Source organism: Kribbella yunnanensis (assembly GCF_039529655.1).
GTDB lineage: Bacteria > Actinomycetota > Actinomycetes > Propionibacteriales > Kribbellaceae > Kribbella > Kribbella yunnanensis.
In genome coordinates, this window is the sequence record NZ_BAAANF010000003.1 from 1 (window position 1) to 21,250 (window position 21,250).

Genomic DNA, 21,250 nt, shown 5'->3' on the forward strand with positions numbered 1-21,250 from the left:
TACGGGGTGATCGTGTCGATCAGGGCGGCGACCCGCTGGTCGACGTAGCGGGCGGCTTCCTCGGACAGGTCCACGCAGTCGCGGACGAGGCGGCAGGCCTTCCACGGAGTTGCGTCGCCGGACAGGACCCGCGCCCAGGTGAACGGGAACCGGTGCCGCAGCGCGAGGGCGTCGCCGATGATCTTGGCGCCGATCCGGTGCGAGACGCCGTGCACGGCTGCGTATTCGGCGATCGCGAACTCCAAGATCTCCGGGCAGCCCTCACCGCCGAGGACCACTGCGCGTTCGCGGCCGTCGCAGGAGCGGCGGCCGGGGCGTGGGGTGCAGGCGTCGGGGTGGAAACGGTCGGCGTAGAGCTGGGCATGTTCGAGGACCCGGGCATCGGCCCGGTTTGCGATGGCGCGGTGCTCGGCGGACGACTCCAGCAGGTCAGCCGTCGAAAGCAGCGTCAGATCATCATCGAACATGCGTTCTAGTTTAGGTAGTCACAGCGATACATGCAAATCGCCGCAGAGTCAGAATCCCTTGTCCACAAGGGAAAACATCACACCTGCATCAGCCGCGAATCCGGGTAAACCGGGCCTCACGGCGCGCGGCTGACCATCAAACCCACGGCAGGACCTTGCCGTACCGGATCAGCTGGCCGTAGTGATCCGGATCGGCCGGCTCCAGAGCGAGGTCCAGCAGCGGTACGGCGGCCTCGGCCGGGGTTGGCGCCGTACTGACGTCCCACCACAACGCCGAGGTGGGCGTGTTCATCATGCCGGGGCAGACCGCCGCCAAGAGGATGCCGCGGGCAACGTCTTCGGTACGGCGCTGGGCGGCCAACGTGCGGACCGCGGCAACCTGGCCGATCTTCGAGGGGATGTTCACGAACCCCGGCCAGGCGGTTGCCCGGGCGGTACCGTCCTTGACCAGGTCGCGCCAGGCGGCTACCTCCCGATCCACGTCGTCGAGGTCCGGAAGGTCGGCGAAGTGGTGATGCAGCGCGGGCGCCAGGTAGTGCAAGGTGCCGAACGAGCTGGCCACGACCAGCAGCCGGCCATTGTCGCGAAGGAGCGGGGCGAAGGAACGCAGGAGCCGAGTGGTGCCGAAGTTGTTCACCTCGGTGTAGGTGTCGACGATCGCGCGCGGGTCATCGTCGGGGCCGACCCGCATGACGGCGTTCCCGAACACGATGTCGACGCCGCCATGCCGTTCCTTCAACTCATGCGCCAGCTTCTCGATGGCGCCCGGGCTGCCCACGTCGAGCAGCTCGGCGCGCACCCGCGCTCCGCCGGCCGGGATGGTGGCGACGGCCGCGGTCACACGGTCGATGTCGCGGCCGGTCAGATAGACGGTGTCCTCAGGTCCGAGACGGGCCGCCAGCCCTTCGACCAAGGCCAAGCCGAGTCCCTGGGTAGCGCCGGTGACGAGTGCGATGGTCATGCTGCCAGCAACCTTTCGGACAGGTCCCACAGCCGTACGGCGTTCGCCGGGTCCAGGGCGTAGCGAGCCACACCATGTAGTCGCGGAACCTCACCGCGACGGTCGATGGTCGGGGTCTCGTTGCAGTCGACGAAATAGCGTCCGCCGATTCCCTCGAGCTGGGGTGAGGTGGCCAGCAGAACCGAGGTTGCCGCGCCCTGCTCCGGTGTCTTCATCAGCTCGGATGGCGTGCTGCCGCTCCCGCGGCCGTCGGTGTGCCGCTGCAGGTTGGTGAAGATGGCGCCCGGCATCAGTGCGTTCGCGGTGATGCCGTCGGCGGCCCAGCGACGGGTGGCCTCGACGGCGAACAACACGTTCGCGGTCTTGGACTGTCCGTAGGCCAGCCAGGGGTCGTACGCGCGGAACGCGAAGTTCACGTCGTCGAAGATCACCGGCGAGAGCTGGTGACCGCTCGAACTGACGCTGACGATCCGAGCCGAGCCGTCAGCGGCCAGCGCATCGTGCAGACCGGTCGCCAAGGCGAAATGACCGAGGTGATTTGTGGCGAACTGCAACTCCCACCCCTCGGGCGTATAAGTCTCGGGCGACGCCATCACCCCGGCGTTGTTCACCAGAATGTGCAGCGGCCCATCCCAGGCGGCGGCGAACTCCGCCACCGAGGCCGGGTCGGTGAGATCAAGCGGTAGGACGTGCAATGCCGTGTTGCCGGTGGTCACGCGAATGTCCTTGGCGACTCGCTCGCCTGCCTCGAGGTCGCGGACCGCGAGGGTGACCTCGGCGCCGGTGCCCGCGAGTGCGCGGGCGGTCTCGATGCCCAGGCCGGAGGCTGCGCCGGTCACCACGGCGCGGCGGCCGGAGAGGTCGATGCCAGCGGCAACTTCTGCCGCCGTACTGCTGAAGCCGAACGGTGTCTTGATGAGTTCCATACCTTCAAGCTAGGCACCTGCAGCCCATGACACCAGCGAAAGTCTGGCAAGTGTGGTATGCGTAAACGTCATGACCTTCACCGACGCCTCCCTGACCGCGCTGCGGGTGTTCCGCGAGGTGGCCGAGCGCGGTACGCTCACCGCCGCGGCGACCGCGCTCGGCTACACCCAGTCGGCCGTCTCCCGCCAGATCGCGTCCCTGGAACGCGCGGCAGGCACGGCACTGCTGGAGCGCCGCCACGACGGGGTACGGCTGACGCCGGCCGGGCGGATCGTCGTACGACGGGCTGCCGCCGCGATCGATCAGGTCGATGCGGCCGCACGTGAGCTGGCCGGGATCCCGGAAGAGCTCGGCACGGTCCGGCTCGGCTGGTTCGCGACGGCGGGCGTCTTCCTGGTACCCCGCGCACTCGCGGCACTCCGCGAGACGCACCCCGGCATCACGGTCATCAGCCGTGAAGGCAGTACGCCGGCCCTGGTCCGCGCACTACGCGCAGGCACCATCGACCTCGCCCTCCTGGCCTCCGCACCGCCGTTCCGCGCGCCCGATGCCGAGTCGCCCGCGCTGGAGCTACACACCCTCTCCGAACGCAGCCTCCGGATCGCGGTCCCCAGTACGCATCCGCTCGCCCACGCCGACGTCGTCGACATCGAGGACCTCCGTGGTCAGCGCTGGATCGCCGGTCCGGGCGGCGAGCAGTACATGGGTGTCTGGCCGGGTCTCGACGAGCGCCCCCAGGTCGTCCATACCGCGCGCGACTGGCTGGCCAAACTCCATCTGGTCGCCGCCGGCTGCGGGATCACCACCGCACCCGCCGCCCTGACCTTCGCCCTCCCACCGGGCGTCCGGATCATCGCCGTACAAGGCGGCCCCGAGGAGCAACGCCGCATCCTGCTGGCACGGCTCCCCCGCCCGGTACCTGAGCCCGTTGCTCGCCTGGCCGCCGCCATCCGCGCGGCCGCGAGCGCGGACGGCTAGCTCGACGCGTCGGTGAGCCCGAGATCGGCGTCGCCGAGAGTGGCGAAGTGGGCGGTGATGGATTCGTCGCTGACACCGTCGAAGGTGGCCGGTGACCACCGCGGGTTGCGATCCTTGTCGATCACCTGTGCGCGCACGCCTTCAAGGAAGTCGTGCGAGCCGTGGAGCCACACCGACAACCGGTACTCCTGCTCCAGCGCAGCCGGCAACGACGGCAGATCGGCCGCGGCCCGCAGCGCGCGCAGTGTGACCTTCAAAGAGGTCGGCGACTTCGTCAGCAGCACCGCGGCAGCCTCTCGCGCAGCCGGTACGTCGGCATCCGCCAGCCGGCTGTAGATCTTCACCAGGTCCTCGCCCTCGTAGGCCTCGTCGATCCACTCGCGGTCACCGATCAACCCGGACTCCGGAACCGGATCGGCAAACGAGGCCACCGCGGTCGCCGCGTCCTGAGAAGCCAGTGCAGCAAGGAGATCCGGCAACCGATCGCTCGGCACGTACCAATCGGCAAGACCGACCGCGATCGCATCACCCGCGCCGACCAACCCGGCCGTCAGGGCCAGGTGGGTGCCCAGCTCGCCCGGCGCCCGCGATAGCAAGTAGGTACCGCCGACATCGGGGAAGAAGCCGATCCCGGTCTCCGGCATGCCGAGCTTCGACCGCTCGGTGACGACCCGGATACTCGCGTGCGCCGACAGCCCGATCCCGCCGCCGAGCACGATGCCGTCCATCACCGCGACGAACGGTTTCGGGTACTCCGCGATCTCCGCATTGAGCCGGTACTCATCCGCCCAGAACGCCGCCGACGCCGTACCGCCGGCGATCCCGTCGTGGTAGATCGAGACGATGTCGCCGCCCGCACACAGACCGCGGTCACCGCTGCCTGTCAGTACGACAGTCTGTACGGCGGGGTCAGCGGCCCACTCGTCGAGCACCCGGCGGATGATCGTCACCATCTCGTGTGTGAGCGCGTTGATCGCGCGCGGCCGGTTCAGCACCAGATGACCGGCGTGACCGTCCACATGCGCGAGGACCGGGGATTCTTCGACATTGCTCACGGTGCGCCAAAATAGCTGGACGTCCTACTACTTTCCTAGGGTGTGGATCACAGGGCCGGAACCTCCCGCGAGTGCGTAGGCTGATCGGGTAGCTGGTTCGTCCTGGCAGCCGGTCAGGACGTCGCAAGAGGGAACCCGGTGTGAATCCGGGACTGCCCCGCAGCGGTAAGTGGGAACGACCACCGTCATACGCACTGGACCTCTCGGTCTGGGAAGCGACGGTCAGTAGGTGTCCGGTCCGCCGGACGTGCCCGCGAGTCCGAAGACCTGCCAGCCGCCCGCTGTGCGCCCGTCGTACGGCGGTGATCGCAAGGCCTCGTGGGAGGGCCGGCGTACGTGTGCCGCCTTTCTCCAAGCCCTGTGGTCCTCAAGACAGGCTCGCTAAGGAGAGACGCTTGACCACCGTGCACGGCTACCCCCGGCAAGGCCCGAACCGGGAACTGAAGAAGGCCATCGAGGGCTACTGGAAGGGCACGGTCACCGCCGACGCCCTCCGGCAGACCGCGGCCGAACTGCGCCGATCGAACTGGCAGCAGCTCGCGGACGCCGGGATCGACGAGGTTCCGACCGGCGACTTCTCGTACTACGACCATGTCCTCGACACGTCCGTCTTGCTCGGCGCGATCCCCGCGCGGCATCGTGCCGCAGTGAACGCCGACGCGCTGGACGGCTACTTCGCGATGGCGCGCGGTACCCAGGAGGTCGCGCCGCTGGAGATGACCAAGTGGTTCGACACGAACTACCACTACCTGGTCCCGGAGCTCGGCCCGGACACGACATTCGCCGCCGACTCCACCAAACAGGTCGCCGAACTGCGCGAGGCCCTCGCACTCGGGCTCAAGGCCCGCCCGGTCCTCATCGGACCGATCACCTATCTCCTCCTCGCCAAACCCGCGCCCGGCATCGACTTCGAACCGCTGTCGTTGCTGCCGCGAATCCTTCCCGTGTACGCCGAGATCCTGGGCGATCTGCGCGCGGCCGGCGCCGAATGGGTCCAGCTGGACGAACCCGCGCTGGTCCAGGACCGGACCGCGGACGAGCTGACTGCAACCACGAGCGCGTACGGCGAACTGGGCGGTCTCGTGGATCGCCCGAAGCTCCTGGTCGCGTCGTACTTCGACCGGCTCGGCGACGCGTTGCCGGTGCTGGCCAAGTCGCCGGTCGAGGGCCTGGCCATCGACTTCACCGGACCGGCCGCGGCCAACCTCGACGACCTGGCCGCCGTCCCCGAGATCCGGTCGAAGCGACTCGTCGCGGGTGTCGTCAACGGCCGCAACGTCTGGCTGAACGACCTACCCAAATCGCTGTCCACACTGGCCGTTCTGCTCGGATTGGCCGACCAGGTCGAGGTCAGCTCATCCTGCTCACTGCTGCATGTCCCGCTGGATGTCGCGGCCGACACGGACCTCGATCCGGAGGTCAGCCGCTGGCTCGCGTTCGCTCGACAGAAGACCGCCGAGATCGTCACGCTGGCCCGCGGCATCACCGGAGGCACCGAGTCGATCGCGGCCGAGCTCGAGATCAACCGAGCAGCACTCGAGTCCCGGGCGAACTCGGCGGTGACGAACAACCCGGCCGTGCGCGCCCGCGTCGCCGGTGTGACGGCTGACGACAGTCGCCGGGCGGCGTCGTACGAGGAACGCAGTGCAGCCCAGCAGAAGCGGCTCGAGCTGCCGTTGTTGCCGACGACAACGGTTGGCTCGTTCCCGCAGACGACCGAGCTGCGAACCGCCCGGGCAGATCTGCGCGCGGGCCGCATCGACGAGGCGCAGTACGACGAGGTAATCGGAGCCGAGATCCGCGAGGTCCTCGCGTTCCAGGAGAAGGCCGGGCTCGACGTCCTGGTCCACGGCGAACCCGAGCGCAACGACATGGTGCAGTACTTCGCCGAACAGCTCGATGGGTACGTCGCCACTCAACACGGCTGGGTCCAGTCGTACGGCACCCGCTATGTCCGGCCGCCGGTGCTCGTCGGCGACATCTCCCGGCCGACGCCGATGACCGTCCGCTGGTGGGCCTACGCGCAACTGCAGACCGACCGTCCGGTCAAGGGCATGCTCACCGGACCGGTCACGATGCTGGCCTGGTCGTTCGTCCGCGACGACCAGCCGCGCAGCGAGACCGCTCGCCAGGTCGCGCTGGCGCTGCGCGACGAGGTGGTCGATCTCGAGCGGGCCGGAGCTGCGGTGATCCAGGTCGACGAGCCTGCACTCCGCGAAACGCTGCCGCTGCGGCAGGCGGATCGCGCCGCCTACCTGAGCTGGGGTACCGAGGTCTTCCGGCTGACCACGAGCGGGGTGCGCGCGGACACGCAGATCCACACGCACATGTGTTACGTCGAGTTCGGCGACATTCTCAACGCGCTGGACGAGATGGATGCCGACGTCGCGAGCCTGGAAGCAGCCCGCTCGCATATGCAGGTCGCGCAGGAGCTCGGCGAAGCCGGCTACCCGCGCGGGGTCGGTCCGGGCGTCTACGACATCCACTCCCCCAGAGTCCCCGGTACGCCGGAAGTCGTGTCCCTGCTGCACAAGGGACTGGACGCGATTCCAGCGGCACGACTCTGGGTCAACCCGGACTGCGGTTTGAAGACCCGCGGCTGGCCTGAGGTTCGCGACTCCCTGCAGAATCTGGTCGCCGCCGCTCGCGAGATTCGCGCCGAGTAGTTCAAAGGGGCCTCAGCCAGGCCGGCTGAGGCCCCGGATCGCCACGGTGGCGCCGACAACCGTGATGACAGCGGCACCGGCGAGGGCGGCGAGCAGTTGGCCGACGGGCGCGTGCCCGAGGACCAGTTCGCGCGCGGCGGTGATGCTGTGCGACACGGGGTTGAAGGCAGCGACGTGCCGCAGCCAAGTGGGCAGACCTGCCTCGGGGACGAAGGCGTTCGAGGCGACGATGAGCGGGAAGGTGACAGTGCCGGAGATGGCCTGCACCAGCTCGGTATGGCGGAGCTGGCAGGCGAGGGCGATGAAGATCCAGCCGAGGCCGGTACTGACCGCGGTCGACACGACGACGGCGGCCGCCGTACCGAGGATGCCGCCCGGCGGGTCGAAGCCGAGCACCACCGCGGCGAAGATGCTCAGCACGGTCAGCTGCAGGACCATCCGGACCAGGCCGGCCAGGCTGTGCGCGACGAGTACCGAACCCGGCCAGATCGCCATCGTCCGCAGCCGGTTGATCAGCCCGTTGCGCATGTCCTGAAGCAGACTGATGATCAGGCCGAGCGCCGACTGCAGTGCGGTGGTGATCATGATCGCCGGTACGACGAAGTCGACGTACCGGGTGCCGCTTGGGAAGCTGAGGGTCGTGGACAGGCTGCCGAGCAGCTGACTGAGCACGCTGACCAGCAGGATCGGGCCGAGCAGCGTCACGATCAACGTGCGCGGTTCGAAGACCACGCCACGCAAAGACCGGGCCGACAGCGCGATGATCTGGGTCGCGACGCTTGCCGACTGTGTCCGAGTCCGCAAGGCCGGCTGGGCGCGAGGTGCGGTGATGACGGTCATCGGGCCTCCCCCAATGTCGCGAAGACGTCGTCGAGACTCGGTTCGGCGACTTCGAGACGTTCGGCCTCGATCCCGAGATCATCGAGCGCGCGAACGACCTGCACGATCGTCGCCGATGATGCGTCCACCACGGTCAACTGGCCGGATTCGTTGCGCTGAGCAACATCCAGCCCGCGCCCGGCGAGGTGCTCGACGACCGCGGCGGCCGGGGCATCGGGCGGCAACTGGACCACGATGGCTCGCCGGCCGACCTGCTGTTTCAGGTCCGCCGGCGTCCCACCGGCGACAACGCGTCCACCAGCCAGTACGACGATCCGGTCGGACAGCTGGTCCGCCTCGTCCAGGTATTGGGTGGTCAACAGGATCGTCGTCCCGAGCCCCGCGAGTTGGGCGACCTGGTCCCAGACAGCGCGCCGACTGGTCGGATCGAGTCCGGTCGTCGGCTCGTCGAGGAACAGTACGGCGGGGGCGGTGACGAGACTCGCGGCGAGGTCCAGCCGCCGTCGCATACCACCGGAGTATGTCCGGACCCGCCGATCCGCGGCGTGCGTGAGGCCGAACTGTTCGAGCAGTTCATCGGCCCGCACTCGCGCCGCTCGCCGCCCGGTCCCGCTGAGCCGGGCGAGCAGGATCAGGTTCCCCAACCCGGACAGCGTGTCGTCGACGGTGGCGAACTGCCCGGTCAGCCCGATCGAGCGCCGGACGCGGCCCGGCGATCGGATGACATCCGCGCCCGCGACCCGCGCCGTACCGGCCGACGGCCGCACCAGTGTCGCGAGGATCTCGACCAGCGTCGTCTTACCGGCGCCGTTGTGACCGATGAGCCCGAGCACCTGACCTGCCCCGACCGACAGATCGACCGACGAGAGCGCGAGAGTGTCGCCGTACCGCTTGCTCAGTTGCTCGACCTCGATCACGGCCGCTCACGCCGTCGCGTGCCGACGCAACAGCAGCCGGACGAAGTCGTCGTAGTAGCGGATGACGAGTAACGCGAGCAGCAGCCCGGAGGCGAGCGCGGGCAGTGCCAGTGGCAGATTGCCCAGGACCGGAGCGACCGGTACGACGGCGCCGACGACCGCGATCGCGAGGAAGACCAGGTTGCGGCCGACCATCGCCGTACTCATGATCGCGCCCCGGCCACCGAAGCAGCGGCACTCGGCGAAGATGCCGGCCCGGACGGAGCGGATCACCACACCGGTGAACAGCAGCAGCATCAGCCCGCCGATCACGAAGCCGAGCTGGGGTGCGATCGGCGAGACCAGCAGCGCGGCGGCCAGTCCTTCACCGCCGACGACGATCCCGGCGAGGATGGCTGCAGACCGGGCGGACTCCAGCCGAGCCAGCCCTTGCACCGACTGGGCAAAGCCGCGAAACCCGTTCTTGGTCAGGGTTTTCCCGACGAAAGCGGTCACGAAGACCAAGGCCAGGAAGGCGCGAGCTGCTACGGCAATGAACTCAGTCATGGCGACCTCCCCGGGGTGGTACCTCGATCAGCTTGCGGAAGTGCTTGACGTCGGCGAGTTCACCGACCGGCTGTCCGTCGGCCTCGACCCACGCGTGCGCGCGGAACGGTTCGGTCAGCGCGCCGGTGCACCAGTGCGGCCAGGTCCCGGACAGCCGGCAGCGCAAGGCGGTCGCCACCGATCGCGGCAGGCAGCCTTGACCCGCACATGTCACGCTCACCGCGACGACGGCCGACCGAGCGGCGTACGCATCGGTCTCGGTCGCCGGACGCGCGCCGATCCGGACAGTCGACATCACGCGGCGCAGGGTGGCCGGCCGCAGTCTGATGAGTCCGAACGCCGCCGCGACACAGATCCGGCCGAGCAACCGGTCCCAGCGGCCGACGGGGATGCCGTGCTCCAACGTCACCGGCATCGTCATGGCCGCAGCACCCCCGCTTGTTGGAACGACGTCATCAGCTGACCGACGTCGGCGGCGATCCGCTCGGACGCATCCGGGTACGACGCCTGCAGCGTCGTGATCAGCTCATCCGGGCTCTTGCCGTCGAGAATCCCGTGCAGCACCGTCGCTCCGGTGCGATTGAGGGTCAGGTAGCTGCCGGACTTCTCGTTCAGCAACACCATCCCTTCGTCGGTGTCGGTCCAACTCATCCCGGGCGCCAGCGTGTACGTCATCCCAGACCTCCTTGGCGGGTCAGTTGTTCGTTGTTCCGGGCCGAGCGGCCGTCGACGGTTCGCAGCCAGGATTCGACGGCGAGCGTGCTGATCAACGGCATGAACGCGAACGACGACTGCGGCGGCCGGATCACCAGGTCGCGCAATCGATCCGCGTCGACCAGACCGCGTCGGGCCAACTCCAGGTCGTCGCACAGTTCCAGCAACTGCGGTCGCATCCGGCGAACTCCGGCGTACACATCGGCGCTGTACTCCGACTTGGTTCTGCGCAGGCGGAATTCGTCGGGGACTGCGCCGCGCATCGCCTCGGTCAGCAGTGGTTTGTAGCGGTCCGGCATCGCGACATCCCAGGGGCTGACCGAGCAGGCGGCCTCGACGACGGCGTCGTCGATCATCGGCGCGTGCCACGCCACCCCGCTGCGCTCGGTCCACCGCGACACGCGCCGGATCGTGTCGCCACACAACCGCACGTCCTGCAGAAGCGCGTGTACCCAACGATGCGGCGACATCGGCTGCGGATCTTCGTCGGCGGTTCGGTGCAGTTGGCGGCGAGCCGCCTCGACTCCGTCGACGGTGGCCCAGATCGGCATCCGATAGCCGATGCCCCAGCCGAACTCGGGTTTGCGCAGGTACTGCTCGATCGGCGTATCGATGAGAGACGCCGTACGACGTAGTCCGCTGGCGAACGTCTCGGACCGGTTCAGCTCGGTGAGCGTCTCGCGCCACGGCCAGCGGTGCACGGCGCGATACGCCTTGACGTACGGCAGCGCGCGCAATGGTCGCTCCATCAACGCAGGCAGGAAAAGCTGCGTCGCGGTGTAGAGCTCGTCGCCCCCATGACCGGTCAGATGCAGCTTCGATCCGCGGGATGCGAGGAGCTCGGCCTGGTACCGCAGCTTGCCGCGCGTGCGGATCCAGGCGAACGGCCCTTCCAGTTCCCCATGACCGTCGAGATCTGAGAACCAGGCCGGCGCATCCCGCAGCACCTGATGCGCGCCGGACAACTGGTCGGCGGCCCGGGCGGCCCAGAGCTGATCCTCATCGGCCGGGTTGGCCGCCTCCCAACTCGTCAGCGTCATCCCGCGCTGATGCTGACCGGCAAGGAAGCTCAGTGAGGTGGAGTCGAGTCCACCAGATAGGTCTGCGCTCAGGTCGGTGTGGGCGGCGCGCACCCGGATCGCCTCATCAAGTGCTACGCGGGTTGCCGCGGCGGCCTGCTCAAGTGGGAGTTCGGGCTCCGGCGCCGACCACCAGCGGGTACGGCGAGCGCGGCCCGCGCGGTCCCAGTCCAGGCGCTCGCCCATCGGTACGGCGTCGATCCCGCGCCACATCACGTGGTCGGTGAACGGCCATGGTGTCCACGGCGCGAGTAACCGGGCCGGAATCGCATCGTCGTCGAGCGTCGCACCGGTCAGCTGGATCAGCAGTTCGGGGTCATCCGCCGCGATGTCGATGCCGTCGTACCGGACGAAGAACAGCTGCCGGGTCGACGAGAGTGTGCCGTGCGCACGGACCAGGCCGGCCATCGAGAGTAGGACGTGCCGGTCACCTGGGAAGCGGCGCGCGAGGGCATCGGCCGCGGCCGGTGCGGACAGCCGGTCCAGCTCGGCCTGGGCGTCGGCAGGCGCCTCGGTGACGCCGACGGTGACCAGGCATCGATCGCGGCCTCGGTGGACGGTGAGTGCCTTGGCAGGAAGCTGCCCGGCCAGCCAGGGGCGCCCGCTGACCGGATGGGACAGAACCTGGGCGCCGGACGGCCAGTCGAAAGAGTCGGCCAGCTGCGACGCGGTCGCATGGTCGGGAAAGATCAGGAAAGTCATCGCAGCCCCCGGAAGAGGTCTAACCGGGGTAATCGCGAAACAAAGATCCCGCAATCCCGGTGACAAATTGACGGACGGGGTGCCGGCCCGGGAGAAATCCGCACCGGCACCCCACTGTGCCTAGGTTCCGCGACCTGCGGAGCTGCTCGGAATCAGCACAGCATGACGCAGGTCCAGTCGGCTTCGAAGCCCCAGCTCGGACGTCCCAGGGTCACCTCGGCGAAGCTCCCGACCTCGGTCAGCATGGGCGGCTCGTAAGCAAGCATCATTGCCTCCAGTACGCGATTCGCGATTAGACCAATTGACAGAATTGCCAATCGGCGACTTCGAAAACCAACTTAGCCAGCGGTTGCTGCAAACCTCGTTCGGAAATCCCTCGATGCACTTTCACATCGCTTTCACCGACCCGCGCCGCGCTTTTGTCCGGCCCGTTCGCGTGTTGTAGTGGGGTGGTGATCGCGGGTCATCGAGGGTGAGGAGAAAACCGATGTCGGTGCAGTTGTCAGTGCTGGATACGGCCCCCATCTGGCAGGGCCAGCGGCCCGCCGACGCACTGCACGATTCGGTGCGGCTGGCGATCGAGGCCGACTCGCTCGGTCTGAATCGCTACTGGGTGGCCGAGCACCACAACGCGCCCTTCATCGCGAGCTGCGCACCACCGGTCCTGGTCGCGGCGATCGCCGCCCGGACCTCGCGGATCCGGGTCGGCTCCGGCGGTGTGATGCTCCCGAACCATGCCCCACTCGTCGTCGCCGAACAGTTCGGCACTCTGGAGTCGCTGCACCCAGGTCGCATCGATCTCGGCGTCGGCCGGGCACCCGGCACCGACCCGACGACAGCGGCTGCTCTGCATCGCCGGCCGGGTGCAGAGTTCGAGCCACTCGTCGAGGAACTGTCCGACCTGCTGCTGCGCGGCGCGGGCGGCGAGGTGATGGGTGACATCACCGGTACGACGATTCAGGCGGTGCCGGCATCGGGATCCCGGCCGACTCTCTGGGTGCTGGGTGCGAGCCCCGGAAGCGGCGAACTCGCGGGACGGCTCGGCGTACCGTTCGCCTACGCGTACCACGTGCGGCCGGTCGGAGTGGTGGAATCGATCGCCGCCTATCGGGAGTCGTTCCGCCCGACGGCCTGGTCGACGGAACCGTGGGCGGCGCTGTCCGCATCCGCGATCGTCGCCGACACAGCGGCCGAGGCCGAGCATCTCGCCGGGCCGACGCGCGTGGTGGTCGCAGAGCTGCTCCGCGGCCGCCGCAACGGCCCGAATCTGCCGCCGGCCGAAGCCGCGTCGTACCGGTTCGATCCACGCGAGAAGCTGGCCGTCACCCAGCATCTGCGGAGCCACCTGATCGGAGATCTCGCCACGGTTCGCGACCAGGTCACCGAGTTGGTCGCGGCCACTGGGTGCCGGGAGATTCTGGCGCTCACTCTGATTCAAGACGTCATCGCCAGGACCGAGTCGTACCGGCTGCTCAACCAGGCGGTCTCCGCCGTGCCGGTCCGGGCGTGACCTGTCGCAGCTCTGCCAGGAGGTCACCTGGCAAGCCGTAGCCATTTTGCTGAGTTCAACACTCTGGCGGCTGCGGCCGCCTGACTCTGGGGAGAGTGAATTGGTGTCACGTGCGGAGATAGCCAAGGACTTGGACTGTCGGGTCCTCGGTCCGCTACAGCTCATGGTGGGTCAGCAGAAGCTGAAGGTCCCGGCCGGGAAGAACGGAGTCCTGCTGGCGATCTTGCTCGTCCGCGTCGGCGAGCTCGTCTCCACCGAAGAAGTGATCGACCGGCTCTGGGGCGACGACCTGCCACAGCGGCCGAAGTCCGCCCTGCAGACCCGCATCACGCGCGTTCGGCACGCACTCGATCGCGGCCGGCCAGGGCTCGGCCAGGTCGTCCGCAGTGAGTCCGGCGGCTACGAGTTCGCCGTCGATCCGTCGCAGGTCGACCTGATCCGTTTCCGTCAGCTGGCCCAGCGTCTACCGGCCAGGTGTGCAGTCGAGGAGTCCGAGCGCCTCCGCCAGGCGCTCGACTTGGTGCACGGCCGGATTCTCGCCGATGTCCGCGGCCCGGCACTCGAGGCCGACATCATTCCGGGGCTCGAAGAGGAGCTGCTGCTGGCACGCGAGCGCCGTTGCGAGCTGGAGATCTCTCTCGGACGTCACCGCGAACTGGTCTCCGAGCTCCGCGGCCTGGTCGGCCGGTACACGTTCCGCGAACGGTTCTGGCTGCAGCTGATGACGTGCCTGTACCGATCGGACCGGCAGACCGAAGCTCTTGAGGCGTACTGCGAGATCGACCGGCGGCTTCGTCAGGAGGTCGGAGTCGACCCGTGCGAGGAGCTCCGGACACTGCACGCGCGCATCCTGCGGAACACGGCCGTACAGGTGGCCTGACGTGTCTCAGCCGACGGTGCCGAAACCTGCGCGGAAACATCATCCGCTGCGGTTGGTGCTCGGCCGCTTCGCCACCGGCGTCACGATCGTGACGGCGGCCGGCGACAGCGGCCCGGTGGGGCTGACCGCGAACTCCTTCACCAGCGTCTCGCTCGAACCCGCCATCGTCCTGGTCTGCCTGGACGCCTGTTCCCGCAGCGGGCAGGCCATCACGCGCGCCGAGTCCTTCGTGGTCAACTTCCTGCGCCGCGACCAGCGCCGGTTGAGTGAGACGTTCGCGCGCCCTGGGCAGGACCGGTTCGCCGGACTGCCCACCCGCCCGGGCCGCACGGGTGCACCGGTCATCGAAGGCAGCCTCGGGCACGTCGACTGCAGGGTCGACGAGACCCTGATCCGCGGCGATCACCTCGTCCTGTTCGGCGCGGTCCTCGAAGCCGCCGTGACTCCCGAGGCCGCCGACGACGACCCGCTGATCTTCTACGCAGGTCAGTACCTCTAGCGCGCGTAGGCGGCGAGGAAGACGTCGACGCCCGAGGTGACGAGGTCTTCCAGTTCCCCCGGGGCAAACTCGTAGCTCGGGCGCAGCGTGTGAATCAGCTGCGCGGAGCCGACCGTCAGGGCGATCAGCTGACGGACGGCTCGCAACGGATTCGGTACGTCGAGCCTGCCCTGCTCGCGCAATGTCATCAGCGCGCGCATCAGCGGCTCGTCGTTCTTCGCCTGACTGATCTGCGCCCACAACTCACCGAGCTGCGGGAACCGGTCGACCTCACCGATCACCAGCCGGCGCAAGGTGATCAGGTCGTCCCGCAGCAGGATCTCGCCCAGCGCACCGGCGAACTCGATCAACGCCGTACGGAGGTCGTCGGCCTCGATGATCTGGTCGGCCAGCTCGTCGAAACCGGTGTAGCTGTCCCGCAGGTAGCTGCCGATCACCGCGAGGAAGAGCTGCTCCTTGTTGCCGAAGTGGCTGTAGACGGTCGGCTTCGACACGCCTGACGTGGCGGCGATCGACTCCACCGAAGCACCGGAGTACCCGTGCTGGACGAACTCCTTGATGGCTGCCTGCGTGATCGCCACCCGCTTGCGCTCCGAGGCGCCTGTGACAGCGGTCAGGAGCGGTATGCCGAACTCGTCCGTATCCATGCGCTCACCCTACATCAAACTAAACCGTGTTGTAAGATCTTACTGAACGGTGTAGTTTGAAATCACTGACTCAAGGAGCTGATGGTGATGCGGATCGATGTTCATGCCCACCTGTGGACCGACGAATACCTGGACCTGGTCGAGCACTACGGACAGGACACCTCGGCCCACCGCGGCCTCGGCGCGGGCGGCAGTCCCGACGAGCTCGCGGCCCGGTTCGCGCTGCTCGACTCGGCAGGTGTCGACCGGCAGGTGCTGTCGGTCCCGCCGCGCTCACCGCACTTCGCCGACGAGAACCAGGCGGTCGAGGTGGCCCGGTTCGCCAACGACCAGTACGCCGACTTCGTACGCCGGTATCCCGATCGATTCGCGGCGTTCGCGGCACTCCCCCTTCCGCACCTCGACGCGACCTTCAAAGAACTCGGTCGCGCACTCGACGAGCTCGGAATGGTCGGCGCCTCGGTGACAACCGACGTACTGGGCACTCCGCTGGCCGATGCATCACTGACGCCGTTGTGGGAGGAGCTGGATCGACGCAGTGCGGTGCTCTACATCCACCCGACAGGTGCGGCAGCGCAGTCGCCGCTGATCAAAGATCACCACATGTTGTGGATGGTCGGCGCGCCGGTCGAGGACACGATCGCGATCACCAATCTGTTGCTGGCCGGCATCCCGAGCCGCTATCCGAACGTGAAGATCATCACGTCGCATCTCGGTGGCGCGCTCCCGATGCTGCTGCAACGCCTCGACGACCAGTACGAGTGGGAGGCCGGTGGAGCACCGGAGAAACCGAGCATCGCCGCACGCCGGCTCTGGTACGACACAGTCGGCCACAGCCACCGTCCAGCCGTGCGCGCCGCGGCGGAGAGCTTCGGTTCCGATCGTCTCGTCCTGGGAACCGATTTCCCTTACGAGGCAGGCGATCTGTTCCTTCGAGCGATTGCTTATGTCCCCGAGGCACTCGGAGCCGACGGCAACAACGTGCTAGACCACAACGCCGCGGAAATACTCGGTCTCTGAGTCCGGCGTGGCGGTTTCGGGGGTGCCGTAGGGTGGGCACCAGAACGACCTCTTCAAGGTTCTCGTTGTCGTGACCGGCCGCAGCAGAAGATCGCGGCGGATGTGTCTGCGCGGACTGAGCAGATTTCCTGCCCACCTTGGCTGCGCAGCCACCATGATTCGAGGAACCCATGCCATCCGCCGGCACGACGCTCACGCCTACCCAAATTCAGACCTGCACACCGCCTCCCAAGGGCAGCGACTTCGCACCGCTGCTCCGGGAGATCAAGGCAGCCGGTCTGCTCGAGCGCCGAACCGGTGAGTACGTCGTCGGCATCGTGATCAACCTGCTCTGTCTGGGCGCGGTGGTCGCCGGGCTGATCCTGCTCGGCAACTCCTGGCTCGTGCTGCTGCTGACCATCCCGGCCGGCATCTTCAGCACCCGGGCTGCGTTCTTCGGCCACGACGCCGGTCACCAGCAGATCGGCAGCTCGCGCCGGCTGCACGACGCGATCGGTCAGCTGCACGCGAACTTCCTGCTCGGTATGAGCTACGGCTGGTGGAACGACAAGCACAACAAGCACCACGCGAACCCGAACCACACCGACAAGGACCCCGACGTCGCGGCCGGCGTACTGGTCTGGACGCTCGCGCAGGCCGAGGGCCGCCAGGGCCTGTACGGCTGGCTGAGCCGCAACCAGGCGCGGATCTTCTTCCCGCTGCTCAGCCTCGAGGGCTTCAGCCTGAAGGTCTCCGGGATCACCTACCTGCTCACGCACCGGCCGCGCCGCGAGTCCGTCCTGGAGCTCGGCCTGATCGTCGCGCACCTGACCGTGTACTTCGGTGGTCTGCTGCTGATCATGTCGCCGCAGAAGGCGCTCGTCTTCGCGGTGCTGCACCACGTGTTGTTCGGGCTGCACCTCGGCAGCGTCTTCGCGCCGAACCACAAGGGCATGGAGATGCCCGACTGCGATTCCAAGTGGGGTCACCTGGAGAAGCAGGTCCGGACGTCGCGCAACGTCAACGGCAACCTGGTCACCGACTGGCTGATGGGTGGCCTGAACTACCAGATCGAGCATCACCTCTTCCCGAACATGCCGCGCGCCAACCTGCGCCGCGCCCAGGCCGCCGTCCGTGCTTACTGCGAGCGCGTCGGCGTTCCGTACCTGTCGACCAACATCATCGAGTCCTACGCCCAGGGCTTGCGCCACATGCACGAGGTCGGTCGGCAACTGCGCTCCCCCGCCACGTCCTGAATTCGTGTCGAAGCAGCGGGCGGCGAGGCATGATGTGCCCATGGATCAGATGGACGCCGATGCGTTCGCCCGCCTAGCTGTCGAGCTGCACGATGCCGGCGGCATGGAAGAGACCGTCGAGGCGGTCGTGCAGTTCGCGCTGCAGGCGGAGGCCTGCTCGTACGCCGGTGTCGCGCTCGTCCTGCGGGGTGTCCGGGAGATCGCGGCGGTGACCGATCCGCTGGTCGCCGAGATCTACCAGATGCAGTTCGACCTCGGCGAAGGCCCGATGCTGACCGCGTTGACCGAGGGCGTCGCCGTACAGGTCCCCGAGGTGGCGGCCGAGACGCGCTGGCCGGACTGGTCCGCCAAGATGACGAAGTACCCGATCGGTTCGGTGCTGCACGCGCCGATGTGGGCGAACGCCCAACTGATCGGCGTGCTCTCGCTGTACAAGACCGAGCCGGACGCCTTCAGCGCCGACGACGAGGCGATCGCCCACATCCTGGCCCGGCACGCCTCGGTCGCGGTCGCCACGGCCCGCAACGACGAGACGATGACCGCGGCCGTCGACGCCCGGAAGCTCGTGGGGCAGGCGATGGGCATCCTGATGGAGCGCTTCGACCTCGACGAGACCCAGGCCTTCGAGACCCTCAAGCGGTACTCCCAGGAGCACAACGTCAAGCTGCGGGACGTCGCGCAGGAATTGATCGACACTCGCAAGCTGAGGGGCGCCGGGCCGACTCCTAGGTCTTGACTTCCATCGTTGTAAATGGCCTAATTTCAAGGCTTGAACTCAAGGTCGTCCCGCCCCTGACCCTTGTGAGGTCTTGATGCGACTTTCGCCTGCCCGGATTCTCCGCTTTCTCGCCGCCGGCACCTGTTTGTCCCTGGTCGCCGGTACGGCGCTCGCCGGTCCACCAGCGCCGACCAGATCCGCGGTCACCGATGGCAATGCGCGTTTCCAGGTCCTGTCCCCCACTCTGATCCGGGTCGAGTACGCCGGGGACCGGAAATTCGAGGACGCGACCACGTTCACCGCGATCAACCGCGCGTTCCCGCGGACGCCGTACACGACCAAGGTCACCGCGGACGGGTTCCGCGAGATCCGGACCAGTGGACTGACACTGCGTTACAAACGTGGGAGTGGCCCGTTCACCCGGTCCAACCTGTCGATGGTTGTCGCTGGCAACAATGTCACGGCGGCTCCGGCGTTCCCGTCGTACTGCGGCTTCGAGGCTGCCTGTGAGGCCGAGAACGGGCTGCTGCTCGGGCACGCGTCGACGGCCTACGACCACGTCAGCTACACCGGCTCGGGGTTCGTCGCCGGGTATGAGAAGGCCGGCGCGGGGATCACCGTCAATGTCTCCGGAGTGCCGGCAGCAGGCAGCTATCGGCTCGCCGTCCGATACGCGAACTCGACCGGCGGCGACGGGCAGAACACCACGCGCACTCTGTCGACCCAGCTCAACGATGCCACCGGTCCAGGGCTGACCTTGCCGCCCACCGGATCCTGGGACACGTGGTCATCCGCCAGCACCACAGTCGATCTGAAGGCCGGGACGAACAGCATCACCGTTCGGCAGAGCCCGACCGACAGCGGGAAGGTCAATGTCGACAGCCTCGCCGTCACGCCGGTCGACAACTCGACCTATCCATCCGCCGACACCGGCCTGCTGAGTACGGCGTACGGTGCCGGGCCGACCAACACTCTCGGCGGCTGGAGTCGCGCGCTCGACAACCCGCGGCAGGTTCCGGCGTACCAGCACCCGGGCATCCTCAACCGCGACGGCTGGTACCTGCTGGATGACACCCGAACCGCCTTGCTGAACGCCGATCACGTCGTTGGTACACGTCCGAGTCATGGCATGAATCCCTACCAGGACGGCTATCTGTTCGGCTACGGCCGCGACTACAAGCGTGCGCTCGGCGACCTGAACACGCTGACCGGCGGGACCAACCTGCTCCCGCAATCGGCGTACGGCGTCTGGTACTCGCGGTACCACGCCTACAGCACCGACGACTATCAGAAGACCTTGCTGCCCAAGTTCCGCGCGGCCAAGGTGCCGATCGACTGGCTCGTGATCGACACCGATTTCAAGTCGCCGAGCACGTGGAACGGCTGGAACTGGAACGCGTCGCTCTTCCCGAACCCAGAGACCTTCATGGACTGGACGCGCGAGCAGGGACTCTCGGTGGCGCTGAACGTGCACCCGACGATCGCCGACGACGATCCGCAGTTCGCCAAGACCAACGCGACCGCGGGCGGTCTCGAACTCGACGGTGGGCGGAACTATCTGTTCGACTGGTCGAAGCCGACCCAACTGGCGGCGTACCAGGAGCTGCACAAGCCGTTCGAGCAGCAAGGCGTCCGGGCCTGGTGGCTGGACTACTGCCAGTACTGCGGTGGTTCGACCGCCTCCAACCCACAGGTTGCCCCCGACAACTTCATCAACCAGGCGTACGCCGACAGTGCCACCAAGCGCGGTCTGCGCGGCTTCTCGTTCGCCCGGGTCGGCGGCGCCGAGTACGGCGGTATCGAGAGCTCGTACCCGATCGGCCCATGGTCGGAGCGGCGGAACACGCTCCAGTTCACCGGCGACACCCCAGGCACCTGGGACTTCCTGCGGTACGCCGTTCGTTTCACCGCCGACGAGGCCTCGGCCGGGCTGTCGAACGTCAGCCACGACATCGGCAGCTTCCACGCGGACCACCTGCCGGACGACCAGTACGCGCGGTGGGTCCAGTTCGGCACGTTCCAGCCGATCGACCGGCTGCACTCCGACCACGCCGACCGGCTGCCCTGGGAGTACGGCGCCGAGGCGGGTGACAGTGCCACGAAGTTCCTGCAGCTGCGTGAGGCGCTGGTCCCGTACACGTACACGATGGCCGCGCGGGCGCACACGACCGGCGTACCGATCGTGCGGCCGATGTATCTCGAGTACCCGGCGGAGGAGGCGGCGTACAGCAGTCCCGGTCAATACCTGTACGGCGACAGCCTGCTCGTCGCACCGATCACCACCCCGAACGTCGGCGGTGTCGGATCGACCTCGGTGTGGGTGCCACCGGGGACCTGGACCGATTACTTCACCGGTACGTCGTACACCGGCCCGGCCACCGTCACGATCAGTGCGCCGCTGTCGCGGATGCCGGTGCTCGTGAAGGGCGGCGGCATCGTCACCACCCGGACCGACTACGTCGACAACCAGACCGCCAGCGTGCTCACCCAACTGACCGCGACCGTCGCCGGTGGCGCCAACGGCAGCTTCAGCCTCTATCAGGACGCCGGTGAAGGCTCCGGCGGCTCGACCAGCACGCAGCTCACCTGGAACGACCGGGCTCGCGCACTCACCATCGGCGCCACCCGCGGCAGCTATCCGGGAGCCGCTGCCGCACGCGCCTACACCGTGCGCCTGACCAACAGCAGCGCCCCCACTGCGGTGTACGTCGACGGCCGCCGTACCGGGTGGTCGTACGACGCCGCCAGCCGCACTGTCACGGTCACCACCGGCAGTCTGAGCACTCGCATCCCGCACAAGATCACGCTCTGACCCCCACACCCCCCAGGCGCAGAGATGAGGGATCGACCCTCATGCCTGGGGGGTGCCCCAGGCATGAGATTTGGTGG

The 21,250-nt window shown here is 67.8% G+C and carries 20 protein-coding genes, 1 pseudogene and 1 riboswitch; of the genes and pseudogenes, 9 read left to right on the forward strand and 12 right to left on the reverse strand.

The genetic code is table 11. The features are described from left to right. The 3 genes and pseudogenes from ABD231_RS04880 to ABD231_RS04890 form a co-directional block, all read right to left on the reverse strand. Positions 1 to 467, reverse strand: a pseudogene (locus ABD231_RS04880) (hypothetical protein); the annotation flags it as partial. Between the two features lie 136 nt (positions 468 to 603). Continuing rightward, positions 604 to 1,428, reverse strand: a complete 825-nt coding sequence (locus ABD231_RS04885) for an SDR family NAD(P)-dependent oxidoreductase (protein WP_344145611.1) — start codon at positions 1,426 to 1,428, stop codon at positions 604 to 606. Continuing rightward, positions 1,425 to 2,354, reverse strand: a complete 930-nt coding sequence (locus ABD231_RS04890; RefSeq protein ID WP_344145613.1) for an SDR family NAD(P)-dependent oxidoreductase — start codon at positions 2,352 to 2,354, stop codon at positions 1,425 to 1,427. The genes ABD231_RS04885 and ABD231_RS04890 overlap by 4 nt, the downstream gene beginning before the upstream one ends. 70 nt (positions 2,355 to 2,424) lie before the next feature. On the opposite strand from ABD231_RS04890, the gene ABD231_RS04895 reads away from it, so the two are divergent. Continuing rightward, positions 2,425 to 3,333 (forward strand): LysR family transcriptional regulator, encoded by a 909-nt coding sequence (locus ABD231_RS04895; protein ID WP_344145615.1) that lies wholly within the window; start codon positions 2,425 to 2,427, stop codon positions 3,331 to 3,333. On the opposite strand, the gene ABD231_RS04900 is transcribed toward ABD231_RS04895, so the two are convergent. Next, a complete protein-coding gene (locus ABD231_RS04900) occupies positions 3,330 to 4,388 on the reverse strand; it encodes an enoyl-CoA hydratase/isomerase family protein (RefSeq protein ID WP_344145617.1) in 1,059 nt (352 codons plus the stop codon). The two genes, ABD231_RS04895 and ABD231_RS04900, sit on opposite strands and share 4 nt — an antisense overlap. Positions 4,389 to 4,464: 76 nt before the next feature. Continuing rightward, a riboswitch (cobalamin riboswitch) is annotated at positions 4,465 to 4,677 on the forward strand. 115 nt (positions 4,678 to 4,792) lie between these two features. On the opposite strand from ABD231_RS04900, the gene metE reads away from it, so the two are divergent. After that, positions 4,793 to 7,054 carry a 5-methyltetrahydropteroyltriglutamate--homocysteine S-methyltransferase gene (gene metE, locus ABD231_RS04905; RefSeq protein ID WP_344146747.1) on the forward strand — a complete coding sequence of 754 codons (2,262 nt, stop codon included), beginning with the start codon at positions 4,793 to 4,795 and terminating at the stop codon, positions 7,052 to 7,054. Positions 7,055 to 7,066: 12 nt separating this feature from the next. Here metE and ABD231_RS04910 read toward each other — a convergent pair whose 3' ends face one another. From ABD231_RS04910 to ABD231_RS04940, 7 genes are all read right to left on the reverse strand, one after another. After that, positions 7,067 to 7,894 carry an ABC transporter permease gene (locus ABD231_RS04910; RefSeq protein WP_344145619.1) on the reverse strand — a complete coding sequence of 276 codons (828 nt, stop codon included), beginning with the start codon at positions 7,892 to 7,894 and terminating at the stop codon, positions 7,067 to 7,069. Next, positions 7,891 to 8,811, reverse strand: coding sequence for an ATP-binding cassette domain-containing protein (locus ABD231_RS04915; protein WP_344145620.1), 921 nt, complete (start codon positions 8,809 to 8,811; stop codon positions 7,891 to 7,893). The genes ABD231_RS04910 and ABD231_RS04915 overlap by 4 nt, the downstream gene beginning before the upstream one ends. Positions 8,812 to 8,817: 6 nt before the next feature. Next, a complete protein-coding gene (locus tag ABD231_RS04920; protein ID WP_344145622.1) occupies positions 8,818 to 9,357 on the reverse strand; it encodes a MauE/DoxX family redox-associated membrane protein in 540 nt (179 codons plus the stop codon). Beyond that, complete coding sequence (locus ABD231_RS04925) at positions 9,350 to 9,778, reverse strand: lasso peptide biosynthesis B2 protein (RefSeq protein WP_344145624.1); 429 nt, start codon at positions 9,776 to 9,778, stop codon at positions 9,350 to 9,352. The genes ABD231_RS04920 and ABD231_RS04925 overlap by 8 nt, the downstream gene beginning before the upstream one ends. Next, entirely contained in the window at positions 9,775 to 10,032 is a 258-nt protein-coding gene (locus ABD231_RS04930; RefSeq protein WP_344145626.1) for a lasso peptide biosynthesis PqqD family chaperone, read from the reverse strand. The genes ABD231_RS04925 and ABD231_RS04930 overlap by 4 nt, the downstream gene beginning before the upstream one ends. Further along, the gene (locus ABD231_RS04935; RefSeq protein WP_344145628.1) at positions 10,029 to 11,852 is read right to left on the reverse strand and encodes an asparagine synthase-related protein; all 1,824 of its coding nucleotides are present in this window, start codon (positions 11,850 to 11,852) and stop codon (positions 10,029 to 10,031) included. Before ABD231_RS04935 ends, ABD231_RS04930 begins: the two co-directional genes overlap by 4 nt. 152 nt (positions 11,853 to 12,004) lie before the next feature. Then, a complete protein-coding gene (locus ABD231_RS04940) occupies positions 12,005 to 12,121 on the reverse strand; it encodes a lasso RiPP family leader peptide-containing protein (protein WP_344145630.1) in 117 nt (38 codons plus the stop codon). Between the two features lie 218 nt (positions 12,122 to 12,339). On the opposite strand from ABD231_RS04940, the gene ABD231_RS04945 reads away from it, so the two are divergent. The 3 genes from ABD231_RS04945 to ABD231_RS04955 all read left to right on the forward strand — a co-directional run bounded on the left by ABD231_RS04945 (position 12,340) and on the right by ABD231_RS04955 (position 14,741). Continuing rightward, positions 12,340 to 13,362, forward strand: a complete 1,023-nt coding sequence (locus ABD231_RS04945; protein ID WP_344145632.1) for an LLM class flavin-dependent oxidoreductase — start codon at positions 12,340 to 12,342, stop codon at positions 13,360 to 13,362. A gap of 163 nt (positions 13,363 to 13,525) precedes the next feature. Beyond that, positions 13,526 to 14,242 (forward strand): AfsR/SARP family transcriptional regulator, encoded by a 717-nt coding sequence (locus tag ABD231_RS04950; protein ID WP_344145634.1) that lies wholly within the window; start codon positions 13,526 to 13,528, stop codon positions 14,240 to 14,242. Between the two features lies 1 nt (position 14,243). Continuing rightward, on the forward strand, positions 14,244 to 14,741 hold the full coding sequence (locus ABD231_RS04955; protein WP_344145636.1) for a flavin reductase family protein: 498 nt from the start codon (positions 14,244 to 14,246) through the stop codon (positions 14,739 to 14,741). On the opposite strand, the gene ABD231_RS04960 is transcribed toward ABD231_RS04955, so the two are convergent. Next, complete coding sequence (locus ABD231_RS04960) at positions 14,738 to 15,388, reverse strand: TetR/AcrR family transcriptional regulator (protein WP_344145638.1); 651 nt, start codon at positions 15,386 to 15,388, stop codon at positions 14,738 to 14,740. The two genes, ABD231_RS04955 and ABD231_RS04960, sit on opposite strands and share 4 nt — an antisense overlap. 87 nt (positions 15,389 to 15,475) lie before the next feature. Here ABD231_RS04960 and ABD231_RS04965 point away from each other — a divergent pair, with 87 nt between their 5' ends. From ABD231_RS04965 to ABD231_RS04980, 4 genes are all read left to right on the forward strand, one after another. Beyond that, positions 15,476 to 16,408 carry an amidohydrolase family protein gene (locus tag ABD231_RS04965; protein WP_344145640.1) on the forward strand — a complete coding sequence of 311 codons (933 nt, stop codon included), beginning with the start codon at positions 15,476 to 15,478 and terminating at the stop codon, positions 16,406 to 16,408. A 170-nt stretch (positions 16,409 to 16,578) separates the two neighbouring features. Further along, positions 16,579 to 17,643 (forward strand): fatty acid desaturase family protein, encoded by a 1,065-nt coding sequence (locus tag ABD231_RS04970; RefSeq protein WP_344145642.1) that lies wholly within the window; start codon positions 16,579 to 16,581, stop codon positions 17,641 to 17,643. A gap of 40 nt (positions 17,644 to 17,683) precedes the next feature. Further along, positions 17,684 to 18,379: a GAF and ANTAR domain-containing protein gene (locus tag ABD231_RS04975; RefSeq protein WP_344145644.1), complete on the forward strand. Its 696-nt coding sequence runs from the start codon at positions 17,684 to 17,686 to the stop codon at positions 18,377 to 18,379. A gap of 76 nt (positions 18,380 to 18,455) precedes the next feature. Beyond that, a complete protein-coding gene (locus ABD231_RS04980) occupies positions 18,456 to 21,173 on the forward strand; it encodes a TIM-barrel domain-containing protein (RefSeq protein ID WP_344145646.1) in 2,718 nt (905 codons plus the stop codon). Positions 21,174 to 21,250 lie beyond the last annotated feature (77 nt).

Coding starts and splice junctions, on each gene's coding strand:
- ABD231_RS04885 (WP_344145611.1), bottom strand. CDS start 1,428: ATGACCATCGCACTCGTCACCGGCGCTACCCAGGGACTCGGCTTGGCC.
- ABD231_RS04890 (WP_344145613.1), bottom strand. CDS start 2,354: ATGGAACTCATCAAGACACCGTTCGGCTTCAGCAGTACGGCGGCAGAA.
- ABD231_RS04895 (WP_344145615.1), top strand. CDS start 2,425: ATGACCTTCACCGACGCCTCCCTGACCGCGCTGCGGGTGTTCCGCGAG.
- ABD231_RS04910 (WP_344145619.1), bottom strand. CDS start 7,894: ATGACCGTCATCACCGCACCTCGCGCCCAGCCGGCCTTGCGGACTCGG.
- ABD231_RS04920 (WP_344145622.1), bottom strand. CDS start 9,357: ATGACTGAGTTCATTGCCGTAGCAGCTCGCGCCTTCCTGGCCTTGGTC.
- ABD231_RS04925 (WP_344145624.1), bottom strand. CDS start 9,778: ATGACGATGCCGGTGACGTTGGAGCACGGCATCCCCGTCGGCCGCTGG.
- ABD231_RS04930 (WP_344145626.1), bottom strand. CDS start 10,032: ATGACGTACACGCTGGCGCCCGGGATGAGTTGGACCGACACCGACGAA.
- ABD231_RS04935 (WP_344145628.1), bottom strand. CDS start 11,852: ATGACTTTCCTGATCTTTCCCGACCATGCGACCGCGTCGCAGCTGGCC.
- ABD231_RS04940 (WP_344145630.1), bottom strand. CDS start 12,121: ATGATGCTTGCTTACGAGCCGCCCATGCTGACCGAGGTCGGGAGCTTC.
- ABD231_RS04945 (WP_344145632.1), top strand. CDS start 12,340: ATGTCGGTGCAGTTGTCAGTGCTGGATACGGCCCCCATCTGGCAGGGC.
- ABD231_RS04950 (WP_344145634.1), top strand. CDS start 13,526: ATGGTGGGTCAGCAGAAGCTGAAGGTCCCGGCCGGGAAGAACGGAGTC.
- ABD231_RS04960 (WP_344145638.1), bottom strand. CDS start 15,388: ATGGATACGGACGAGTTCGGCATACCGCTCCTGACCGCTGTCACAGGC.
- ABD231_RS04965 (WP_344145640.1), top strand. CDS start 15,476: ATGCGGATCGATGTTCATGCCCACCTGTGGACCGACGAATACCTGGAC.
- ABD231_RS04970 (WP_344145642.1), top strand. CDS start 16,579: ATGCCATCCGCCGGCACGACGCTCACGCCTACCCAAATTCAGACCTGC.
- ABD231_RS04975 (WP_344145644.1), top strand. CDS start 17,684: ATGGATCAGATGGACGCCGATGCGTTCGCCCGCCTAGCTGTCGAGCTG.
- ABD231_RS04980 (WP_344145646.1), top strand. CDS start 18,456: ATGCGACTTTCGCCTGCCCGGATTCTCCGCTTTCTCGCCGCCGGCACC.